The sequence below is a fragment of the Vibrio sp. SALL6 genome, assembly GCF_002002385.1.
Taxonomy (GTDB): Bacteria; Pseudomonadota; Gammaproteobacteria; order Enterobacterales; family Vibrionaceae; genus Vibrio; species Vibrio parahaemolyticus.
Map to the genome: position 1 here is coordinate 141026 of NZ_MQVK01000006.1, position 18218 is coordinate 159243.

Below are 18218 nucleotides of genomic sequence, written 5' to 3' on the forward strand. Positions count from 1 at the left end.
AACTTAGCAACAATTGAGGAAGCAAAGGAATGCGAAAACACTGTATTGCGATTGGTGGTGGTGGCTGGATGATGGGAGAGAATCCGAGTCCGCTCGATCAATACATTTTGTCTTTGTCTGGTAAGGAGAATCCAAACATTTGTTTTCTACCGACAGCCACAGGAGACGCTGATGAAGTTATTGAACGTTTTTACAATGCGAAGCTTAGTGAAAACGTAACCCATTTTCCGCTGTTTAAGTTTGATGCTGGTTGGAAAGAAACGCTATTTGAACAAGACATCATTTACGTCGGTGGCGGTAATACACGTTCGATGTTGGCCATTTGGCGCGAATGGGGAATCGATAGAATACTCAAGCAGTGTTATGAACAAGGCATCATCATTTGTGGCATGAGCGCTGGTGCAATTTGTTGGTTTGAGTTTGCGGTGACAGACAGTGATCCCGAAGCATACCAAGTTATGCGTTGTCTTGGATTAATTGACGGTTTGGCTGCGGCGCATTTTTCTCATGTAGGTGAGAAGTTCGAGGTTTTCCAAGCCTTTGCTCGTTCTCAACCGAGCATCACTTGTTATGGCATTCACGATTATGCGGCATTGCACTTTGTCGATGGAAAATTGTTAGCTACTGTCACCAGCTTTCCTGATGCAGGCGTGTTGGTCAAAACAGGTAACGAAGAAAACATATTGCGAGGGTGAGCTTCTTCAAATCAGCATTAAAGGCAATAACTACTGACCGGACATAGAAGAAGCTCATGGATTCAGCTAACTTACATTAAGTATCGTGCTTACAGCTCGTAACGCAGACCTAAGTGGTAGTAGCTTTCGTCTGCGTGCGCACCGCCAAACGAGACTTCTTGTCCATTGCCGTAGCCACGTGAGCCGTTACGATCAACGTAGTTTGTGTAGATAGAAGAACGAGGCGTCAGTTTGTATTGCACTTCTAGCGTTGTATCTTTCAGCTCTAGCTCGTCACCATCACTGTTTTCTAAAGAACGATAACCAGCACGCAGTGCCCATTTGTCATTTACACTGTAAACCGCCGTCAGTTCCTTCACTTTGTCGGTACTGGTTTGTGAGTAATAGCCCTCTAGTTCATCTTCCGAGTACAACGCACCCAACATCAAATTACCTAGGTAGTAACGCGTACCTGCGCCCCAGAATGTGTAATCGGTGTCGTTGCTTTCACGTGCATCACCTTTATTTTTCTGCATCGCCACCACTGGTGCCAAGGTACCCAAATTCCCCATGTCTAGCGTATAACGCAGTGCAGTGTTGTAACCGTAGTCGAGTTCAGAAGTGTTGTTTCCTAAAATGTACGCGACAGAAAAATCGAAATTACCTAGGCTGTTTTGGTATTGCAGCGTGCCATCTTGACGGAAAACTTGCGTCGCGGTTTTGTCGACTTTATTCGCTTGGCGCGCCATAGAGACATCGGAAGAGGCGAACACATCACCAATGTCGGTAAACATAATCAATCCAGATGCCACGCGACCACCAGTAATGCGACCATAATCTTTCGCATCAATCCCCGCCCATACATAACGTGCGGTCAGAGACGGTTTGTCGTTTACTTGGTTTGCGTATTCAGCGGCACCCACTTGGTATTGCGCTTGGCCGATGAGCGACGCGTACTCGTTGATGGTTTGTGAACCGTTTAAACCAATACGGCCATCAAACTCGCCATTTGCATCGCCGTGCTCATCATTTTTACTGGTGACATTGAAACCAAGACGAGAGTAAATATTTAAAACTGACCCATCTTCCGCTTGATACAGTTGCGCTGCCATTGCGTTTGATGCCATCAATGTTGGGAGAAGTAGAGTCAAAATGTGCTTTTTCATGATTAACGACCTTTCATTTCTATTGTTTTAGGTACGACAAAGCCCCTTCCGAGTAACGGAATAAGAAAAATTGTCGTGAAGTAGAGAGGATGCGCCCTTGTTTGCCAAGGGCGCGAGCTAGTCCATTCCTATAGGGGAAGAATGATTTAGCTTAAATCGACGTCTTTGCAGCCAAAGAAGTAAGTCGCGAGGAAGCCGACGATGTAAGAGATAAGCAGGCCGGCAACAAACACCATCATGCCCGGGAAGATGCCATTTTCAGATGTCATGAGAGGAATCGCCACGATACCGGACGGGCCAAACACCGTATTAAGACCAACTGGCAAGCCAAGGTAAGAAACTAAGCCGATAAAGAAGCCGCCCGCAGCGCCACCAATACAAGCGGTAACGAATGGTTTTACGCGTGGTAATGTCACGCCGTAAATCAATGGTTCGCCAATGCCTAGAAGACCCGGAATAATAGCGCCTTTAACTTGAGTGCGCAGTAGAGCGTCTTTTTTAGCTTTGAAATACAGCGCCATTGACGCGCCAACCTGACCGCCACCAGCCATCGCCAGGATAGGGAATAGCGAGTTAAAGCCCTGTGCTTCCATCAATGCGAAGTACACTGGAACGAAACCCTGGTGGATGCCAAATACCACAGAAATTAAGAACAAACCTGCCAAGATTGCAGCGCCTAATGGGTTATCGTTCAAGTTGAGGAACAACCAAGACATCCCTTTAAACAGCTCGCCGCCGATTGGCATGATGATCAAGAAGGTTACCGCACCCATGATCAACAGAGTGATAACGGACGTTAAGATCATGTCCAGATCATCTGGCATGTATTGACGAACCTTACGCTCGACTTGCGCACCGATGATCGCCGCCAAAAGTACGCCGATAATGTTGCCGCGCGGATCAATCGCAAAGCCGAAAAACTCGTTCATGCCAGAATAAATGCCGGATGTAGCCTCTGGGTTGTAACCCAGCACAAACAAAGAGGCGAGAATGGCACCATTAACACCAGAGCCGCCAAACGCTTGCTGCGCGTTGTAACCAATCAGAATACTTAAGAAAGCAAACAGACCCTTACCAAAGACTTTCATGTAGGCGATCAAATCCAACATAAACTGGCTTGGTGTCTGGTCGAGAACAAACATCTGTTCCAATAACGTCGCAAAACCAAGCAACAAACCAGCGGCAATAAAGCCAGGGATCAACGGCGTAAAGATGGTGGCAAACTTGCTTAAAAAACGCTGAACCGCACTGGTTTGCTTACTCTTCATCTGTTTTTTCTGCTCGGCCGCGACGGCAGAAAGATCTTGTTGCGGCATATCAGCTTCTTCACTGCCACCAGAGGTTAAGCTGTCGATCAATTGATTCATCATCTCAGCCGCTTGTTGAGCTTTTCCGGGACCGAGAATGATCTGAAACTGCTCATCGCTTTCCACCACACCCATTACGCCGGGAATTTGCTTGATAACAGACTGGTCAGCCAAGCCATTGTTGGCGAGCGATAAACGCAAACGCGTCATACAGTTACCACATTTGCTTACGTTGCTGCTGCCACCCACTGCGGACAGCAACTGCGATACTGTGTTTGAAGTTATTTTTGCCATAGGGTCTATCCTTCAGAACTCGGATTATTTAGTTATTATTTAGTGCTGCGCGAATAAAACCGTTGTGCGCGGCGAGGCGTGATTTGGCTTGTTCGGCATCCAAATCGGCCAAAATCATTAAGATGGCAGTTTTGCAGTGTCGATCGCAGGCATTTAATGCTCGCTCTGCTTCTTCTTTTGATGCGCCAGTTGCTTCTACAACAATGTTGGTTTGGCGTTGGATGAGCTTGGCGTTGGTGGCCTCTACATCCACCATTAAGTTGCCAAATACCTTACCGCTACGAATCATTGCACCTGTCGTGAGCATGTTTAACACCAGTTTTTGTGCGGTGCCGGCTTTCATGCGAGAAGAGCCAGTGACGACCTCTGCGCCAACAATCGGCAGAATCGCGATGTCGGCCGCTTTTGCCATGGCACATTCTGGATTACAGGCGATAGATGCGGTCGTAGCTCCGATGGATTTAGCGTACTCCAAACCACCTAGTACATAAGGTGTACGGCCACTCGCTGCAATGCCTACAACCACGTCATGCTTGGTGAGGTGAAGCGCTTTTAAGTCGTCTTGACCCATTTGCGCGTCGTCTTCGGCATTTTCTACCGCTTTCAAAATCGCTTGGTGTCCACCAGCAATTAAGCCAATCACCATATCTGGATGCGTGCCGTAGGTAGGAGGACACTCGCTCGCATCAAGAATTCCTAAGCGGCCTGATGTGCCAGCTCCCATGTAAACTAAGCGGCCACCATTTGTAAAAGCTTGGGTAATCGCATCAACCGCCTTTGCAATTTGTGGTAGCACTGCTTTGACCGCGAGCGCGACTTTTTGATCCTCTTCATTAATGACTTGTAGCATCTCGATGGTCGAAAGCGTATCAATCTCTGCACTGGCTGGATTACGGCTTTCTGTCACCAATCGGCTTAAATCAATTTTCATGTTTTACACTCTTCGTAATGTTCAATCTGAGGGCGATTCTATGGAATAAAATATTCTGTTTTGGTGATAAAAATCACACTTGAGGTTATTCTTTGTGCAGGAGAAATTTGGAATAATGAGAGAAAATATACGTCCATTACATCCGGTATAAACTGGATTGGTTGGAATAATCATGGGGTTAAATCAAACTCCAATTATTTTTGTTTTGGAATAATTTATTTAAATTTTTTGAGGTTTTTGTTGTGTCAGTTATCAATAAGATGGTCGCGAGGCGTACTCAGCTTTCGCAAAGTGGTCGTTTGGTCGGCGATTGGATTGTTGAAAACGCAGAAAAGGCGGCGCTGCTCACTAGCCAAGAACTTGCGGCGCAAGTAAAAGTGAGTCAATCGAGCATTGTGAAATTTACTCAGCGTATTGGCTTTAAAGGCTACAGCGAGTTTAAGTTAGCTCTGAATGAAGAGATTGGCCGTAAGCATGCGATGCAGTCGACACCGTTGCACAGTGATATTTTGGCAGATGATCCCATTGCGGTTATTTCACAGAAACTGGTGAAAGCAAAAACAGATGCTATGTTTCAAACCACCAATGCGCTGTCTTATGAAGCGTGTCACCAAGCGGTGAAATGGTTGAGCGAAGCGCGTCGAGTGCAAGTGGTCGGGATTGGGGGCTCAGCCCTGACCGCGAAGGATTTAAGCTTTAAACTGCTTAAACTCGGTATTACGGCGCTTTCCGAACAAGACAGCCACGTGCAGATTGCTGTTGCTCGTACCCTCTCTTCAGAAGATGTGCAGATTGCGATTTCGTATTCGGGCGAACGCAAAGAAATTCTCGTCGCGACAGAAGCGGCAAAAGAGCAGGGCGCGAAGGTGATTGCGTTATCTGCTCCTGGGAGAAGTCGCTTGCGCGGTATTGCCGATATTACGTTTGATACGATTGCCAATGAAACGGAACATCGCAGCTCATCCATTGCTTCGCGCACCGCGCAAAACGTGATCACCGATTTGCTGTTTATCATCTTGGTTCAGCAAAGAGACGAAAGTGCACGTCAGTTGATCAGCGATATCAGTACCGACATCAAACAGATCCTCACATGATCGCTTAACCAACAGCGGACTAAAGATCCGGATCGTGCATCAGTAAAGCAATAAAAGCGGACAGATGCTTTTCAATGGTGAGATCGGCAGAAATCGCGGGCAATTCCAATGTGATGCAAGGTAAATCACGTTCACTACACCAAGTGCCGAATGAGCCGGGTGTTTCGTAGTCGACATCGTCAACGATTGGCAGTTGAAACTGCTCGCCGAGCCATTTGGCAAGGTTGGAATGTTTGGGATCATCCACAAACGCAAGCGGTTCATGAAATGACACCACAAACTTTGGCCTGCGCAGTTCAATCAAGTTAATTAATGCGCCAACTTCTGGCTCTAGCTGGTTTTTAGAGCCTGTTTTCACCTTTACGTCTCGAACGGGTGTGTGAGAGCTCCATCGATACACGGTGCCATGCTCAGTCCAATTTGGGGTTGGAAACGCGCGATTGAGATCCACTTGGTTTGCATTTGCGCGTGTGCCTAGCTGGTTGCCGTCCGGATTCAGTGACAGAATCACATCATGTCGTAAGTTTTCAGCTGGCAAGCTTCTTAGCGCACAGGACAAACCTGCAATCGAGGCTGTCTCATCCCCGTGAGTGCCTGCCAAAATCAAACCTCGCGAAGCACTTTCGACTTGCGCCGGAAAATACAGTAGTGGCGCACCAAGCACGGAATGACCGTATGTTGTTGGCCGAATTAAAAATGTCGCTCTTTCCGTTCTTGGAATTAGACTCACCGTAATCTCCTGATTGATGAAGTAATATCAATATCTAAGCTAATTAAACCTAGCTAAACCGAACCGTTTAAACTCGTCAACGGTTGAAATGTTAATTGTGGCGCTTGCTTCACAAGACGCGTTAGGAGAACGAAAAACGATATGGATTTAAAAAAACATTCAACGGCGTTGCTGATTTCCTCTTTATTCACCCCTTTTCTTTCTGCATCTGTCGTTGCGGATACCTTACCTAACGGCGTTCAACTCGCCGCAGAGCAACATTTGGTACGTGCGAATGACGCAGAGGCGGCAACGCTTGATCCGGCAAAAGCCGAAGGTCTGCCAGAAATGCACGTGATTCGTGATTTATTTGAAGGGCTGGTGATTCAAGATCGTGACGGAAACATCATTCCCGGTGTGGCGGAGTCGTGGGAAACCAAGGACAACCTAACCTTTGTTTTTCACCTACGAAAAGATGCGAAATGGTCGAATGGCGAGCCTGTGACGGCGGATGATTTTGTCTATTCACTGCGCCGAGCGGTGGACCCGAAGACCGCTTCTCCAAATGTTTGGTATCTCAAACTCACCAAGATCAAAAACATCGCCGATGTGGCAGAGGGCAAAAAGCCTTTGGACGATCTCGGTATCGTGGCGGTGGATAAATACACCTTACGTTTTGAGTTGGACAGTCAAGTTCCGTACTTTGTTGCCATGACCGGGCACACGTCCATGATGCCAGTGCATCAAGCGACAGTGGAAAACCGCGACAAGCCGTGGAGCGATCCAGACCAATTTGTTAGCAACGGTGCATTCACGTTGGATAAGTGGGTCGTGAATGAGCGCATTGAACTGGTCAAGAACCCAAATTACTGGGACAGCGCAGATACGCATTTAAACAAAGTGACTTACATTCCGTTTGAAAACCAAAACGCGTCGATCAATCGCTATGCGGTAGGTGAGGTGGATATCACGTCAGATGTGCCGACTCATATGGCGCAGAAGCTTAAACAAGATTACAAGCAGGCTTACACGGTGGTGCCATTGCTGTGCACGTATTACTACGCGTTCAATACCACTCGTTCACCATTTGATGATGCGCGAGTGCGTCAAGCGGTATCGTACTCCATCATGCGCGATGTGATCACGAATGGTGTCACTCAAGTCGGCAACCTTCCTGCTTATACTTTTGCGCATCAGTACACCGCAGGGTTTGATGCAACGCCGCCAGAATACAGTAACTGGAGTCAACAACAACGTGATGTGAAAGCACGTGAACTACTGAAAGAAGCGGGATACGGTGATGGCAAACCTTTGGATTTCAAATTGCTGTACAACACCAGTGAGGCAAATAAATCTATCGCCGTTGCAATAGCCTCGATGCTACACAAGAATCTCGGTGCAAACGTTGAGTTAGAAAACCAAGAGTGGAAGTCGTACTTAGTGGCGCGTAAACAAGGCAATTTCGATGTTATGCGTGCGTCTTGGTGTGGTGATTACAACGAAGCGTCCACTTTCTTGAGTTTATTGCGTTCAGGTTCTTCGGGTAACTTTGCACGTTACAGTAGCCAAGCGTACGACAACGTGATGAACAGTGCATTGGCTGCAACCGATGAGAAAGCGCGCCAACGATTTTATGACCAAGCAGAACAGTTGCTGGCGGCAGATATGCCCATTGCGCCAATCTATTACTACATGCAAGCGCGTTTGGTTCGCCCTACAGTTGGTGGTTTTGCCAAAAACAACGTAGAGGGTCGTATCTACTCGAAAGACCTTTACATTAAAAAGTAGTGCTCAAAACAAGCGATAAATACGAAGCCCCGAAGATGTGTCTTACGGGGTTTCTTTTTGTTGTTAGCGAGCGGAGAACTTGTCCACTAGCATTGCGACTCGTTTGCCAAGATACTCCGCCGTTGCAACATCAGAGGCATGCAACTGACCATCTGCACCACCTTGAGCAACAATGCCACCTTGCACGCCGTAGCGATTCAGATTTTGCTCCCCAGAATTGCTGATCTTATCCAACCCGACCCACATCATGCCGTGCTGGTAAGCGAAGGTTTGAAGGTATTGCAGTGTGCAAGATTGATCGCCATTCAACGCTCCTCCGCTAGTAAAACCTGCTGCCACTTTGTTTGCCCACTTCTGGTGGTACCAAGATTCACTGCTCGCATCGGCAAATGCTTTAAACTGTGCAGCCACGCCACCCATGTAGGTCGGTGAGCCAAAGATAATCGCATCACACTCAGCAAGTTCATCCATTAGATTAGGGTTCACAAAACGTCCCTCAATAATCTCACTGCCTTCAATACGGTGAGAGAGAATTTCAAATCCACCTTGCTGCTGAATGCTTTGTTGTTCAACGCCGGCGGCAATCGAGCGAGCAAGCTGACCAGTAACGTCGGTTTTAGAGAAATAAATAATCGCAATTTTGGACACAATGGTTCCTTTTTTCATTGTTGATTTTTAATCGTGCGACTAAGGCTAAAACCTCAAGCTAAGTTGAGGTCAAGAAGAGATTTGAGATAGATAAAGTACGAATTGGTATCTAAAGAGCTTTCTTATAGGGTAAGTCGACGGCATAACTACAGTGAATGCAACGACGATGAATATCGTGTATAAAAGCGTTAAAGGAAGATCTTAAAGATGTAGAAAACTCTCTTGGAAACAATGATAAAGGTACCGATACTAGTGATGAGTAATAGGCGGAAAAATAGATTAAAATATGTAAACTCAGACCTGATCCAAGGCGGGAAAAGTACATTTCATCGTTTCTTAAGGCGAGGGATTATTATCATTATGGTAGGAGGCCTTTCTACAGCCTCTTCCACGGTATTTGCACACTTTATAGCGGGTGTGTTTGATGTGGATATGAATGTTCATCCAGAGAGCTTAGAAGAAAAAGTGCATGCACTACTTTTTGTTTCGGTCAGTCTTGTTTTTTACCTCTTTTATGCCCTTATCTCGCTAAATATTAGTGGGTGGCTCATAATGAAGCTAAAAATATAAGCTTAACTAAAACCATGTCCTTGTATTTTAAGGAAGATGGAACTAGTGACGATTTTTTCTTTGCTTGCACCATCTCTATTTTTTGTATTTATTTAAGGTTCGTAAATAAGAAGCTTCCTTTGGTTGAAGTGGCGCTTTTGGTTTCGGCGATGTGTCATGCTTTTATCATGAAAGAATACAGTGGTGACCTTCAGCTTATACGTTTTGTCTCTTCACTGTTTTTCGCCATTAACTTTGGGTTATTTGTGACCACCAAGTGATACTAAAAAGCCGATGTAGATACATCGGCTTTTTAGTGGGTTATTTCTTTCTGCGAGTATAAATCCGAGATTTTGCTTTACTTGGCTCTGGCTTGTTTTTTGCCAGCTTTAGCACTGCTTTTTGCAAAATCTGGTTGTTTGGGTAAGTGATCAGCATTCAATCTCTAATTTGACTGATGGCGTTGGTACAATAAAAACAATAGGAGAATATAATGAATAGAATAGTAAGACTTTTGAAAATAGGTAGTCTCTTTACGTTTTTCTCCCTATTTTTAGTTTGGCTATTTTGTACAACACCTGATACTAGTACATTTAAGACTGTAAACTTGAGCTTGGATGAGGTGCTTTGTGCTGATTCTAGGGGATGGGGAAATGGGACAAAAGTTGCGATAATTAAAGATAAAAAAAGCAATCTACAATATTATGCAGATAGCCTGTCACCGCAGATGTGCAGATGGTTACAAACACAACTTTTAAGTACAACAACACTAACTGCTTCCGGTGCCTATGATGCTAGTTATGATCAGGGAAAAAATATTGAGTTACAACAGATATATTTAGGAAAAGAAATGATCTATCAAGATCAGTATATAACCGAAGCAGGATTTTGTAAGTATATCCCTCTATTAACAAGTATATAAATGAACGTATTACAGAAGTATTGGTGCTAGCTCTCGTAGCATAAAGGATAGAGTTCAACGATGTAGCGCTGGCGTGTCGAGTATTAAAGCGTTAAAGGAATATCTTAAAAAGGATGAGTAGATGATCGTTTTATCGAGGGGCGCATCACTGTTTCTACTATTGATGTTGGTAGTTATGCTGCACACCGAGCTTTCAATTAGCGACGGTAATACCAATCTTTATGCTTTCATTCCTTTTGCACTAGTTTACTTATTACCTTTGTTCCCTAATTCGATTCTGGTCAAAATTAAAGTAATAATCATAATGGCTTTCGTGGTCTCTGTGGTGCTGTGTTTCGGTGTTTGGTTAACGTTCCCTGCAGCGAGGGGAGCTGTCGTCGGTTACTTTTTCGTAATTAACATGCCAATATTTTTGACCCTTTATCAGAGGGTGAAAGCGGAATAAAAATAGCTGATGTATACCCGTGATTATGAAGGTGTCTTAGATTCGACATCACTTATCGCTAAAGGATAAATAACTTATGACGATTTTTTTCTTTGCTTGCGCCATCTCTATTTTCTGCATGTATTTAAGGTTTGTAAAGAAGACGTTTCCTTTGGTTAAAGTAGCGCTTTTGGTTTCGGCGATGTGTCATGTTTTTATCATGAAAGAATACAGTGATGACCTTCAGTTTATACGTTTTGTCTCTTCACTGTTTTTCGCTATTAACTTTGGGCTATTTGTGACCACCAAGTGATAACAAAAAGCCGGTGTAGATACATCGGCTTTTGAGTGGATTATTTCTTTCTTCGAGTATAAATCCGAGATTTTGTTTTACTTGGCTCTGGCTTATTTTTTGCCAGCTTTAGTACCGCTTTTTGCAAAATCTGGTTGTTTGGGTAAGTAATCAAGTTTCCGTTGTCGTGCTTAATTAACACGTGAAACATGCTGATTTCTTGAATCTCGCCACTGATGTCTTCGTCTTTGTCTACGACTTTAATACGATCGCCCACTCGGTATGGGAAGACAAAAAAGATCAAAAAGCTGGCGGTGATATTGCTCAGAATTGACCACTGCGCGATAAACGCCACACCCAATACGGCGAAAATGGACGACAGGAACAATGACACATCGCCATAGCCAATACCGGTGATAATGGCAAAAACAGAGGCGGTCAAAAACAGCAGCGCGACATTGAAACAGCGCTGAATAAAACTCAGTCGGGCCTTTTTTACGCCCTTTGAGGTTGCTAAGTTTAAGATGGCTCGATTGACGATTCTCTTCAGGATACGATAAGCGATCAGGACAAAGACGCCCATCAACACTTTGTAACCGAGGGAGCCTGTAGTGAAATACTGGCTCACTTGTTCTAATTGGATCCAATCATTCATTTCTTCAACTCGACGATATTTAGAAAGCGGCTTTTATAGCTGATTTTCTGCTGTAAGTAATCACAATTTTTCTACTCTGTTTACCCTGTATCGGCATTAAAACGCCTTACATGTTACTGAAATAGCATAATGAAAGACTGCGATGGGTAGTATTTCGTTACCATGCCTAATATTCAACCAGAGTCGACGTCTCTTTCATGTGCTCAATGTTTGAGCTTCATCCCATATCCGAAATTACGCCAAGTGAAGCGCGTCATAAATTTGATGAATATGACCTTCGTCCTGCTAACCTAGTAGTGGTTGAAAGAAGTCGGTAGGAGAGGCGCGGGCGTATGGAAGAAGATGAAAAGGCGATCATGATGCTGGTGGTGATCGTGGGGTTCGTGCTTATTTGGGTTGTGCTTGAAGAGCTGAACTATCTTGGTTTGCCGATCAAATAAGCCCCGTGAAACTTTCGATTCAACGGGGCTTTGTATTTCAATAATGGCTTTCTTGATTTCAGAGATTAGCTAACTGCTCTAACCTTACCTTGCTTCAAGTCGTTCAGCACTTGAGATTTTGGACCGTCTGCAATTACGCTGCCTTTCTCCATCACAATCACGCGATCTACGATGTCGAGCATCGACGTTTTGTGTGTAATCAAAATCAGCGTTTCGCTCGGTTTTAACTGCGCCAATTGATGCTTGATGTGCATTTCTGAGCGGTTGTCCATTGCACTGGTTGGCTCATCCATCAAGAGTACCGGAGGACGTCCAAGGAACGCGCGAGCAATCGTCACCGCCTGACGTTGACCGCCAGAAAGCATTGCGCCCCCTTCACCAACCTGACGCTCCAAACCTGCTGGATCCGATTGCGTAAAGGCGGTCACACCCGCACGATTGGCTGCATCCATCACGTCACGGTCATCGGTTAATGGACGGCCTAACGTGATGTTGTCGCGGATGGAGCCAAAGAACAGATTGGAATCTTGCGCCACACACCCGATATTGCGGCGAATATCGACATGATGAAGCTGCGCGATGTCGGTGTCATCAATGCGAACATGACCTTCTGTCGGTTGGTATAAGCCCATGATGAGACGCTCTAACGTGGTTTTACCCGAGCCGATACGGCCGATAATCGCCACTTTCTCGCCAGGATTGATCGTCAAACTCAAATCTCGAATTGACGCGACTGGTGAGTCTGGGTAGTGGAAGGTAACGCGTTCTAGCTCAATCTTACCTTGTACAATAGGGCGGTGAATGTAGCGTTTGCCTTCTTCTTGCTCGTCCGGCATTTCCATCACTTGGTTGATGATGGTCATCGACGATTTGGCTTGGTTATAACGCGTTGAAAGTAGCGATAGCTGAACCAAAGGCCCTATGGCGCGACCACTCAACATGGTTGCGGCGATTAAGCCACCCATGGTTAAGTCACCTTCTGCAATCAAGTAAACGCCTAAGATGATCATTCCGACGTTACTACTTTGCTGCACGAAACCCGCTGCGTTTTGGATGCTGTCGGTAATGCGACGGCTCTTGATGTTCCAGTTTGCCATGTGCGCTACCGCTTCTTCCCAGCGGTATTGGAACTGGCTTTGAGCACTCAACATTTTCACCGTTTCTAAGCCTGCCAAGCTCTCAATCAGGTTGGCGTATTTTTGAGAAGCCAGACGTGAGCCTTCCTCGATAGAACGGCGTAGAGGGCCTTGGATGAGCAGTGAGTGGATGATCAGAATGAGAACACCTACCATCGGCACAAATACCAAATTGCCCGCCATCAACCAAATGATGATTAAAAACAGAATCGCAAATGGTAGGTCGATCAACGCGCTGACGGTAGCGGAAGTGAAGAATTCGCGGATGGATTCAAACTCCTGCAAGTGACGTGCAAATGCACCCACTGACGGCGGTTTGGATTCCATTCGAATCCCCATTACTTTGCTAAACAGTTTAGAGGAGATCAGAATATCCGACTTTTTACCCGCCACATCGATGAAGTAGTTACGAAGTGACTTGAGAGAAAAGTCGAAAATGAACACGACGAAGATACCGCTTGCCAACACCCATAAGGTTTCAAACGCGAGGTTTGGCACCACTTTGTCGTACACCAAACGAGTGAACATTGGTGCGGCAATGGCGAAGATGTTGATCAAAAGAGAAGCGATAAGCACATCGCGGTAGATGCGTTTAGATTGCCACAAGGTTGACCAGAACCAGTGACCTTCTTTGGTTTTGAGCACTTCGGGAGAGCGCTCATCGAAACGGAATTGCTTTTTAACTAAAAAGTAGCGACCAGTGTACTGCTCAAGTAGGTCTTCTAATGGAATGGAGATTGGCACCATTCCACTTTCTAAGGTTGTGACTTCTGCTTCGCGTGTCTCCATATTGATGCTATTGAGAACGCAAGAGTCACCACCTTTAAGAACTAAGATTGCCGGCAGAATCAGGCTGGAGATTTTCTCCAGCTCTGCACGGTTTTCCTTGGCAACCAATCCGGCCCTTTCCGCCGCTCTTGGTAGCAGGAACGGGGTCAATTTACCATCTGACAGCGGAAGCCCATTCACAAGAGCTTCCGGCGAGTTGGCTAACCCATAGTAACGGCTAACGTAGATGAGCGAATTCAGTAAAGGGTCTTTCATCGTTGGTGAACCTTATTATTCCTTGTCGACGATGAATCCTTGGAATACCTCTACGAAGTGCTCGGTGAGGAAATCCAATTGGATCTGAGTTTCAATACGCGATGCAATCGTAGTAATGCCCAAGTTGTGAGCGGTACGAGAGATCGACGTGAGTGTGAACTTCTGTTTTTCGTCGTGTAAGTTGTGTGTGAACAAGTAATCCAGCTTCACGTAGTTCGGACGGAACTCTTGGATGTATTCCAGCGACTGGAAGTTACGACCATAGTTGTCGACACCAAACTCAGCACCAGACTGACGAATTGCGTTACAAAGCAGCGCGGTATGGTGCGGATGATCAATGAAGCATTCTTCAGGAATCTCAAAGTGAAGTTTAGACGCCACTTTTGAGTGTTTCTCCAACATGTTGGTTGTCCAGCGAATGAACGATGGCTGAGACAAGCTGCTTTGCGCGATGTTAATCGCGACTGGATCGTTAAGCTCGCCGCTTTCTAGCATCTTAATCATCGACTCAATCACGTATTGGTCGAAGATGTTGGTCGCATCTAACTGTTCCAATGCAAATAAGTATTGGTTAGCACGGTAAGTCTCGCCATCTTTTTCGATGCTTGAGAACACTTCGTTATGGAACACTTTGCCCCAAGTATTCTTCGCAGCTTGGAAGCGGAATTTCACCCAATCGCTGTGGATTGCTTCTTCAACCAACGCTTTCCATTGCTGTTTACCCATCAAGTTAGATGGCGTATCGCTACCAATGAAGCCGTATGGTTTGTCTGGCTGTGCTTTGGCTTTCGATAGTGCGTTATCCACCATAGAAAGGACTTCAGAACGCGTTTTCTGATCTTTGCTGTGTGCCACACCAAGCGAGGCTTTTGGTTTTGCTAAGCCAGTTGGATCAGTGTTTAGGCCATTGACACAGTTGACGATGCTGTCAGCGAGAATGCGCAGTTCGCTCTCATCCATGTGCGGGAAAAGCAGACCGAATTCATCACTAGAAAGACGAGCAATGGTGGCTCCCGGAACATCAATGGTGTTTTTCAGACGTTGAGACAACTCTTTCACGTGGGCATCAGCGCGTTGGTAGTCTTTTGTCTCGTAAATGTCGCCAATATATTCTGCATGGAGTAGCGCGATACCCCCTTGCGTTTGTTCTGCCAACCATTGGTCAACTTGGTTGATGTAGAACGAGCGGTTACCTAGTTTGGAGATAGGATCTAGGTATGCTTGAGCACGTAGACGTTGTGCTTCTTTGGCCTGTTCTTTAAATGACAACTCAATCTGTGCCGACATCATGTTGATGCCATCCACGACCGCGATCAGGTCTTTGGTTTTAGGGCGAGTGAGTGGCTCACCAAACTGGTTGTTTGCGATGTCGTGCATTTTCTTCACGATAGCAGCCAGTGGTTTTAGAGAACGACGCAGAATGTAAGAAATCGCAATCAATCCCGCTAGGAAGATGACGCTAAACGCAGATAGCAAACGGATAAAACCTTGCCATAGCTGTTCATACGCCGCGCCTGGGTGGCTGATGATTTCGACTTCGGCCAGTTGCATCCAACCACTGGTGACCACGCGTTTATCGTGAATCGCTTTGAACAGATTCATGTCGATAAACCATTGCGGAACGGTGCTTGGTTTTACTGGGTAAGAGCGTACGATCTGGTAATCAGAATCTAACGCGGTGAGACGCACCACTGAGTAGGTACTGCCGTCAAATAATGCATTGATTACCGATTCAACGGCAACCTTGTCTTTATCTTTTAGGTAAGGTGCTAATGCCAAACCCACGGTGTTGATGGTGTTGTTGACCTCTGAACGTTGCTGTTGTTCCAAGCTCGTTCGAGTAGTATTGAATTCGATTACGAATACTGATGCCATCAAGAGTATAAAGACCGTAACCATTCCCACTACAAGCTTCTTATATAGGGTCATGTTTCTCACTCGTCATAGTTAATTTTAGGTTTATTTAACTGCAACTTACGTTCGCGCGAGCGTAAGTCATTCCAAAGGCTCAAACGTGATGCTTTCCCCGCTAGCTCTCCAGTGCCAGCAGAGGACTTCATCAACCACAGGTTTGTACCATTAAAACTGTATATCGGTAGCAAATCGCTACGTTTAGAGGCTCGGACAATTTCTGGATTGATATTGTCGAGGATGAGCGGCTCAGAACTTGGGGTCGGGTAGTAGGCTAATACCATGTGAAACTGATTCAGTTCGATGGCTTTTACGTAGATCAAACGCATCTTTGAATCTGGTATTCCTAGCTCGAGTAACGAGAAGTACTTAGCGATGGTGAAATCCTCACAATCGCCGCCGTTGCTCCCTAAAAATTCGAGTGGCGTAGCCCAATAGTCTGTCTTTCCCCACAGTTTTATGTCGTCAACGAAATAGAGTTGGTTGAAAAAATCGTTAACGCCCACGAGCTGTTCATGAGTCTCCAATTGTTTAAAAAGGTCGATGCTCTGTCGCCATGTATTTACGCGCAATCCTGCGCGTTCGCCATACACCGCTGTGACCGCATCGACCCATCGTTGTTCTTTTGTGCTTAACGCACCAATTTGGAACGAAAAACAACTTAAACTGATTAATAATGTAACTTTACGCTTCAAATTGGATCGCATATTCGACTCACATCACAAGTGTACTCTTCCAATGGGCTCGTTGGTGAGAAATAAGTGCTTTTTATTTAACCACTTATCGAGCTTAACTGCACATTGTGAGTGCCTTTGTATCAGTTACTCCTTCAAGGCGTTGGTTTTGGCGCTTAAGATCGGCTTAAGCAGATACTCCAAAACGGTTCGCTTCCCTGTGATGATATCGACCGATGCTGTCATTCCTGGAATGATTGGTAAATCGGCATCCTGACCAAAGCTGGTTTTTTCTGTGCGCACACGCACGATGTAGAAACTGTTGCCTTCCTCGTCTTGGGTGGTATCTGCACTGATGTGCTCCAGTTCACCCACTAAGCCGCCGTATTTTGTAAAGTCATACGCGGTGAATTTTACGATGGCATTTAGGTTCGGGCGTAGAAAAGCGATGTCTTTCGGGGCGATTTTCGCCTCAACTAACAAGGTGTCTTCGGTTGGTACGATTTCAACGATGTCCATACCCGGTTGGATAACGCCGCCAACGGTGTTGACGTTCAGCGTTTTGATTTTGCCTGTCACCGGAGAGACAACCACCGTGCGGTTTACGCGGTCTTCCAAGCCAACTGCCGATTCAACTAATGCAGACAGTTGGTCTTGAGCATTATTAAGTTTCTCTTGTTGTTCGGAACGGAACTTCAACGCCACATCGATGCGATTGAGCATGGATTCTTTGATGGCGGATTTGATCACTGGGATTTTCAGTTCGCTAGATGTCATTTCACGGCGAGTGTCGTTCACTTGGCGCTGCAATTTTAGTAGCTCAATACGCGGAACAACGCCTTCATCCGCCAACGGTTGGGTGATATCCAGTTCTTTCTTCGCGTATTGGTAGCTTTGGCGTAAGTTGCGTACTCTCGCTTCAATCTCGACCAAGTCTTGCTGCTTTTGCTCAACTTGTTGATCGATCACCGACAGTTGGTTGCGTAGGTTATCCAAATCTTCGCGGTATTCTGCTTTTTGACGCTGAGTTAATTGTGGCTGCGTCTCTTCCAATACCGGTGGGAAAGTCAGTTTGCCGTAATCGAGAACGACGCTTTTTTCCCAATCTTGAATATTAAAATCGCGATTGACGGCCACGCTGTTGATAGAAGCAGAAAGTTGTAATACCGAGGCGGTCAGGTTGGCAACTTGTTGTTCACGTTCGCGGTAGTCCGAGCGAAAACGAGTATCGTCGATCAACAGAAGTTGCTGGCCTTTTTTCACCAGTTGGCCTTCCTTCACCAGAATTTCTTTGACGAGACCACCTTCCAAGTTTTGAACTACTTGGATTTGAGAAGAGGGAATTACTTTACCTTGGCCCACGGTGACTTGGTCGATCTGTGCCCACGACGCCCAGCCAATGGCTGCAACAAAAAACAACACCATAACCCACAACATTAGTCGGGCACTATTTGGGGTGTTGAGAAGCAGTGCGGCAGTTTTGTCATCGACAAAATCCAGCTCATCATTGCTGAGTTTGTTGTAGTTGTCTCGGCTCATCACATTCTCTGCTTATATAAA

15 protein-coding genes and 1 pseudogene are annotated in these 18218 nt (G+C 45.7%); 5 read left to right on the forward strand and 11 right to left on the reverse strand.

Annotation, left to right across the window (positions count from 1 at the left end):
- Window positions 1-29 precede the first annotated feature (29 nt).
- Window positions 30-695, forward strand: a complete 666-nt coding sequence (locus BIW15_RS02570) for a peptidase E (protein ID WP_021484205.1) — start codon at window positions 30-32, stop codon at window positions 693-695.
- An 89-nt stretch (window positions 696-784) separates the two neighbouring features.
- On the opposite strand, the gene BIW15_RS02575 is transcribed toward BIW15_RS02570, so the two are convergent.
- The 3 genes from BIW15_RS02575 to murQ form a co-directional block, all read right to left on the reverse strand.
- Entirely contained in the window at window positions 785-1840 is a 1056-nt protein-coding gene (locus BIW15_RS02575) for a porin (protein ID WP_077280506.1), read from the reverse strand.
- A gap of 146 nt (window positions 1841-1986) precedes the next feature.
- Window positions 1987-3441, reverse strand: coding sequence for a PTS N-acetylmuramic acid transporter subunit IIBC (murP, locus tag BIW15_RS02580; protein ID WP_043045808.1), 1455 nt, complete (start codon window positions 3439-3441; stop codon window positions 1987-1989).
- A 28-nt stretch (window positions 3442-3469) separates the two neighbouring features.
- A complete protein-coding gene (gene murQ, locus BIW15_RS02585) occupies window positions 3470-4372 on the reverse strand; it encodes an N-acetylmuramic acid 6-phosphate etherase (protein WP_077280507.1) in 903 nt (300 codons plus the stop codon).
- A gap of 260 nt (window positions 4373-4632) precedes the next feature.
- On the opposite strand from murQ, the gene BIW15_RS02590 reads away from it, so the two are divergent.
- The gene (locus tag BIW15_RS02590) at window positions 4633-5466 is read left to right on the forward strand and encodes an SIS domain-containing protein (RefSeq protein WP_373270241.1); all 834 of its coding nucleotides are present in this window, start codon (window positions 4633-4635) and stop codon (window positions 5464-5466) included.
- Between the two features lie 19 nt (window positions 5467-5485).
- Here the strand turns inward: BIW15_RS02590 and mpaA are convergent, their stop codons facing one another.
- Entirely contained in the window at window positions 5486-6196 is a 711-nt protein-coding gene (gene mpaA / locus BIW15_RS02595; RefSeq protein WP_025545460.1) for a murein tripeptide amidase MpaA, read from the reverse strand.
- Between the two features lie 141 nt (window positions 6197-6337).
- Here mpaA and BIW15_RS02600 point away from each other — a divergent pair, with 141 nt between their 5' ends.
- Window positions 6338-7963, forward strand: coding sequence for an ABC transporter substrate-binding protein (locus tag BIW15_RS02600; RefSeq protein ID WP_077280509.1), 1626 nt, complete (start codon window positions 6338-6340; stop codon window positions 7961-7963).
- A gap of 63 nt (window positions 7964-8026) precedes the next feature.
- Here BIW15_RS02600 and BIW15_RS02605 read toward each other — a convergent pair whose 3' ends face one another.
- On the reverse strand, window positions 8027-8611 hold the full coding sequence (locus BIW15_RS02605) for a flavodoxin family protein (RefSeq protein ID WP_077280510.1): 585 nt from the start codon (window positions 8609-8611) through the stop codon (window positions 8027-8029).
- Window positions 8612-8842: 231 nt separating this feature from the next.
- On the opposite strand from BIW15_RS02605, the gene BIW15_RS02610 reads away from it, so the two are divergent.
- Complete coding sequence (locus tag BIW15_RS02610) at window positions 8843-9181, forward strand: hypothetical protein (protein WP_025500824.1); 339 nt, start codon at window positions 8843-8845, stop codon at window positions 9179-9181.
- A 300-nt stretch (window positions 9182-9481) separates the two neighbouring features.
- On the opposite strand, the pseudogene BIW15_RS25240 reads toward BIW15_RS02610, so the two are convergent.
- Window positions 9482-9595, reverse strand: a pseudogene (locus BIW15_RS25240) (mechanosensitive ion channel family protein); the annotation flags it as partial.
- A gap of 58 nt (window positions 9596-9653) precedes the next feature.
- Here BIW15_RS25240 and BIW15_RS02625 point away from each other — a divergent pair.
- Entirely contained in the window at window positions 9654-10082 is a 429-nt protein-coding gene (locus tag BIW15_RS02625) for a hypothetical protein (RefSeq protein WP_077280511.1), read from the forward strand.
- A gap of 777 nt (window positions 10083-10859) precedes the next feature.
- Here the strand turns inward: BIW15_RS02625 and BIW15_RS02640 are convergent.
- The 5 genes from BIW15_RS02640 to BIW15_RS02660 all read right to left on the reverse strand — a co-directional run bounded on the left by BIW15_RS02640 (window position 10860) and on the right by BIW15_RS02660 (window position 18197).
- Window positions 10860-11453 (reverse strand): mechanosensitive ion channel family protein, encoded by a 594-nt coding sequence (locus BIW15_RS02640; protein WP_005464867.1) that lies wholly within the window; start codon window positions 11451-11453, stop codon window positions 10860-10862.
- 505 nt (window positions 11454-11958) lie between these two features.
- Window positions 11959-14073, reverse strand: coding sequence for a type I secretion system permease/ATPase (locus tag BIW15_RS02645; protein WP_005464845.1), 2115 nt, complete (start codon window positions 14071-14073; stop codon window positions 11959-11961).
- Between the two features lie 15 nt (window positions 14074-14088).
- Window positions 14089-16002, reverse strand: coding sequence for an EAL domain-containing protein (locus BIW15_RS02650; RefSeq protein ID WP_005500162.1), 1914 nt, complete (start codon window positions 16000-16002; stop codon window positions 14089-14091).
- Window positions 16003-16007: 5 nt separating this feature from the next.
- The gene (locus BIW15_RS02655) at window positions 16008-16691 is read right to left on the reverse strand and encodes a transglutaminase-like cysteine peptidase (RefSeq protein WP_020841594.1); all 684 of its coding nucleotides are present in this window, start codon (window positions 16689-16691) and stop codon (window positions 16008-16010) included.
- A gap of 114 nt (window positions 16692-16805) precedes the next feature.
- Complete coding sequence (locus tag BIW15_RS02660) at window positions 16806-18197, reverse strand: HlyD family type I secretion periplasmic adaptor subunit (protein ID WP_005464847.1); 1392 nt, start codon at window positions 18195-18197, stop codon at window positions 16806-16808.
- Between the last annotated feature and the right edge of the window lie 21 nt (window positions 18198-18218).

What these genes read in the sequence shown, in the direction of transcription:
- BIW15_RS02570 (WP_021484205.1), top strand. Translation starts at nt 30, where the DNA reads ATGCGAAAACACTGTATTGCGATTGGTGGTGGTGGCTGGATGATGGGA.
- BIW15_RS02575 (WP_077280506.1), bottom strand. Translation starts at nt 1,840, where the DNA reads ATGAAAAAGCACATTTTGACTCTACTTCTCCCAACATTGATGGCATCA.
- murP (WP_043045808.1), bottom strand. Translation starts at nt 3,441, where the DNA reads ATGGCAAAAATAACTTCAAACACAGTATCGCAGTTGCTGTCCGCAGTG.
- murQ (WP_077280507.1), bottom strand. Translation starts at nt 4,372, where the DNA reads ATGAAAATTGATTTAAGCCGATTGGTGACAGAAAGCCGTAATCCAGCC.
- BIW15_RS02590 (WP_373270241.1), top strand. Translation starts at nt 4,633, where the DNA reads ATGGTCGCGAGGCGTACTCAGCTTTCGCAAAGTGGTCGTTTGGTCGGC.
- BIW15_RS02600 (WP_077280509.1), top strand. Translation starts at nt 6,338, where the DNA reads ATGGATTTAAAAAAACATTCAACGGCGTTGCTGATTTCCTCTTTATTC.
- BIW15_RS02610 (WP_025500824.1), top strand. Translation starts at nt 8,843, where the DNA reads ATGATAAAGGTACCGATACTAGTGATGAGTAATAGGCGGAAAAATAGA.
- BIW15_RS02625 (WP_077280511.1), top strand. Translation starts at nt 9,654, where the DNA reads ATGAATAGAATAGTAAGACTTTTGAAAATAGGTAGTCTCTTTACGTTT.
- BIW15_RS02640 (WP_005464867.1), bottom strand. Translation starts at nt 11,453, where the DNA reads ATGAATGATTGGATCCAATTAGAACAAGTGAGCCAGTATTTCACTACA.
- BIW15_RS02645 (WP_005464845.1), bottom strand. Translation starts at nt 14,073, where the DNA reads ATGAAAGACCCTTTACTGAATTCGCTCATCTACGTTAGCCGTTACTAT.
- BIW15_RS02650 (WP_005500162.1), bottom strand. Translation starts at nt 16,002, where the DNA reads ATGACCCTATATAAGAAGCTTGTAGTGGGAATGGTTACGGTCTTTATA.
- BIW15_RS02655 (WP_020841594.1), bottom strand. Translation starts at nt 16,691, where the DNA reads ATGCGATCCAATTTGAAGCGTAAAGTTACATTATTAATCAGTTTAAGT.
- BIW15_RS02660 (WP_005464847.1), bottom strand. Translation starts at nt 18,197, where the DNA reads ATGAGCCGAGACAACTACAACAAACTCAGCAATGATGAGCTGGATTTT.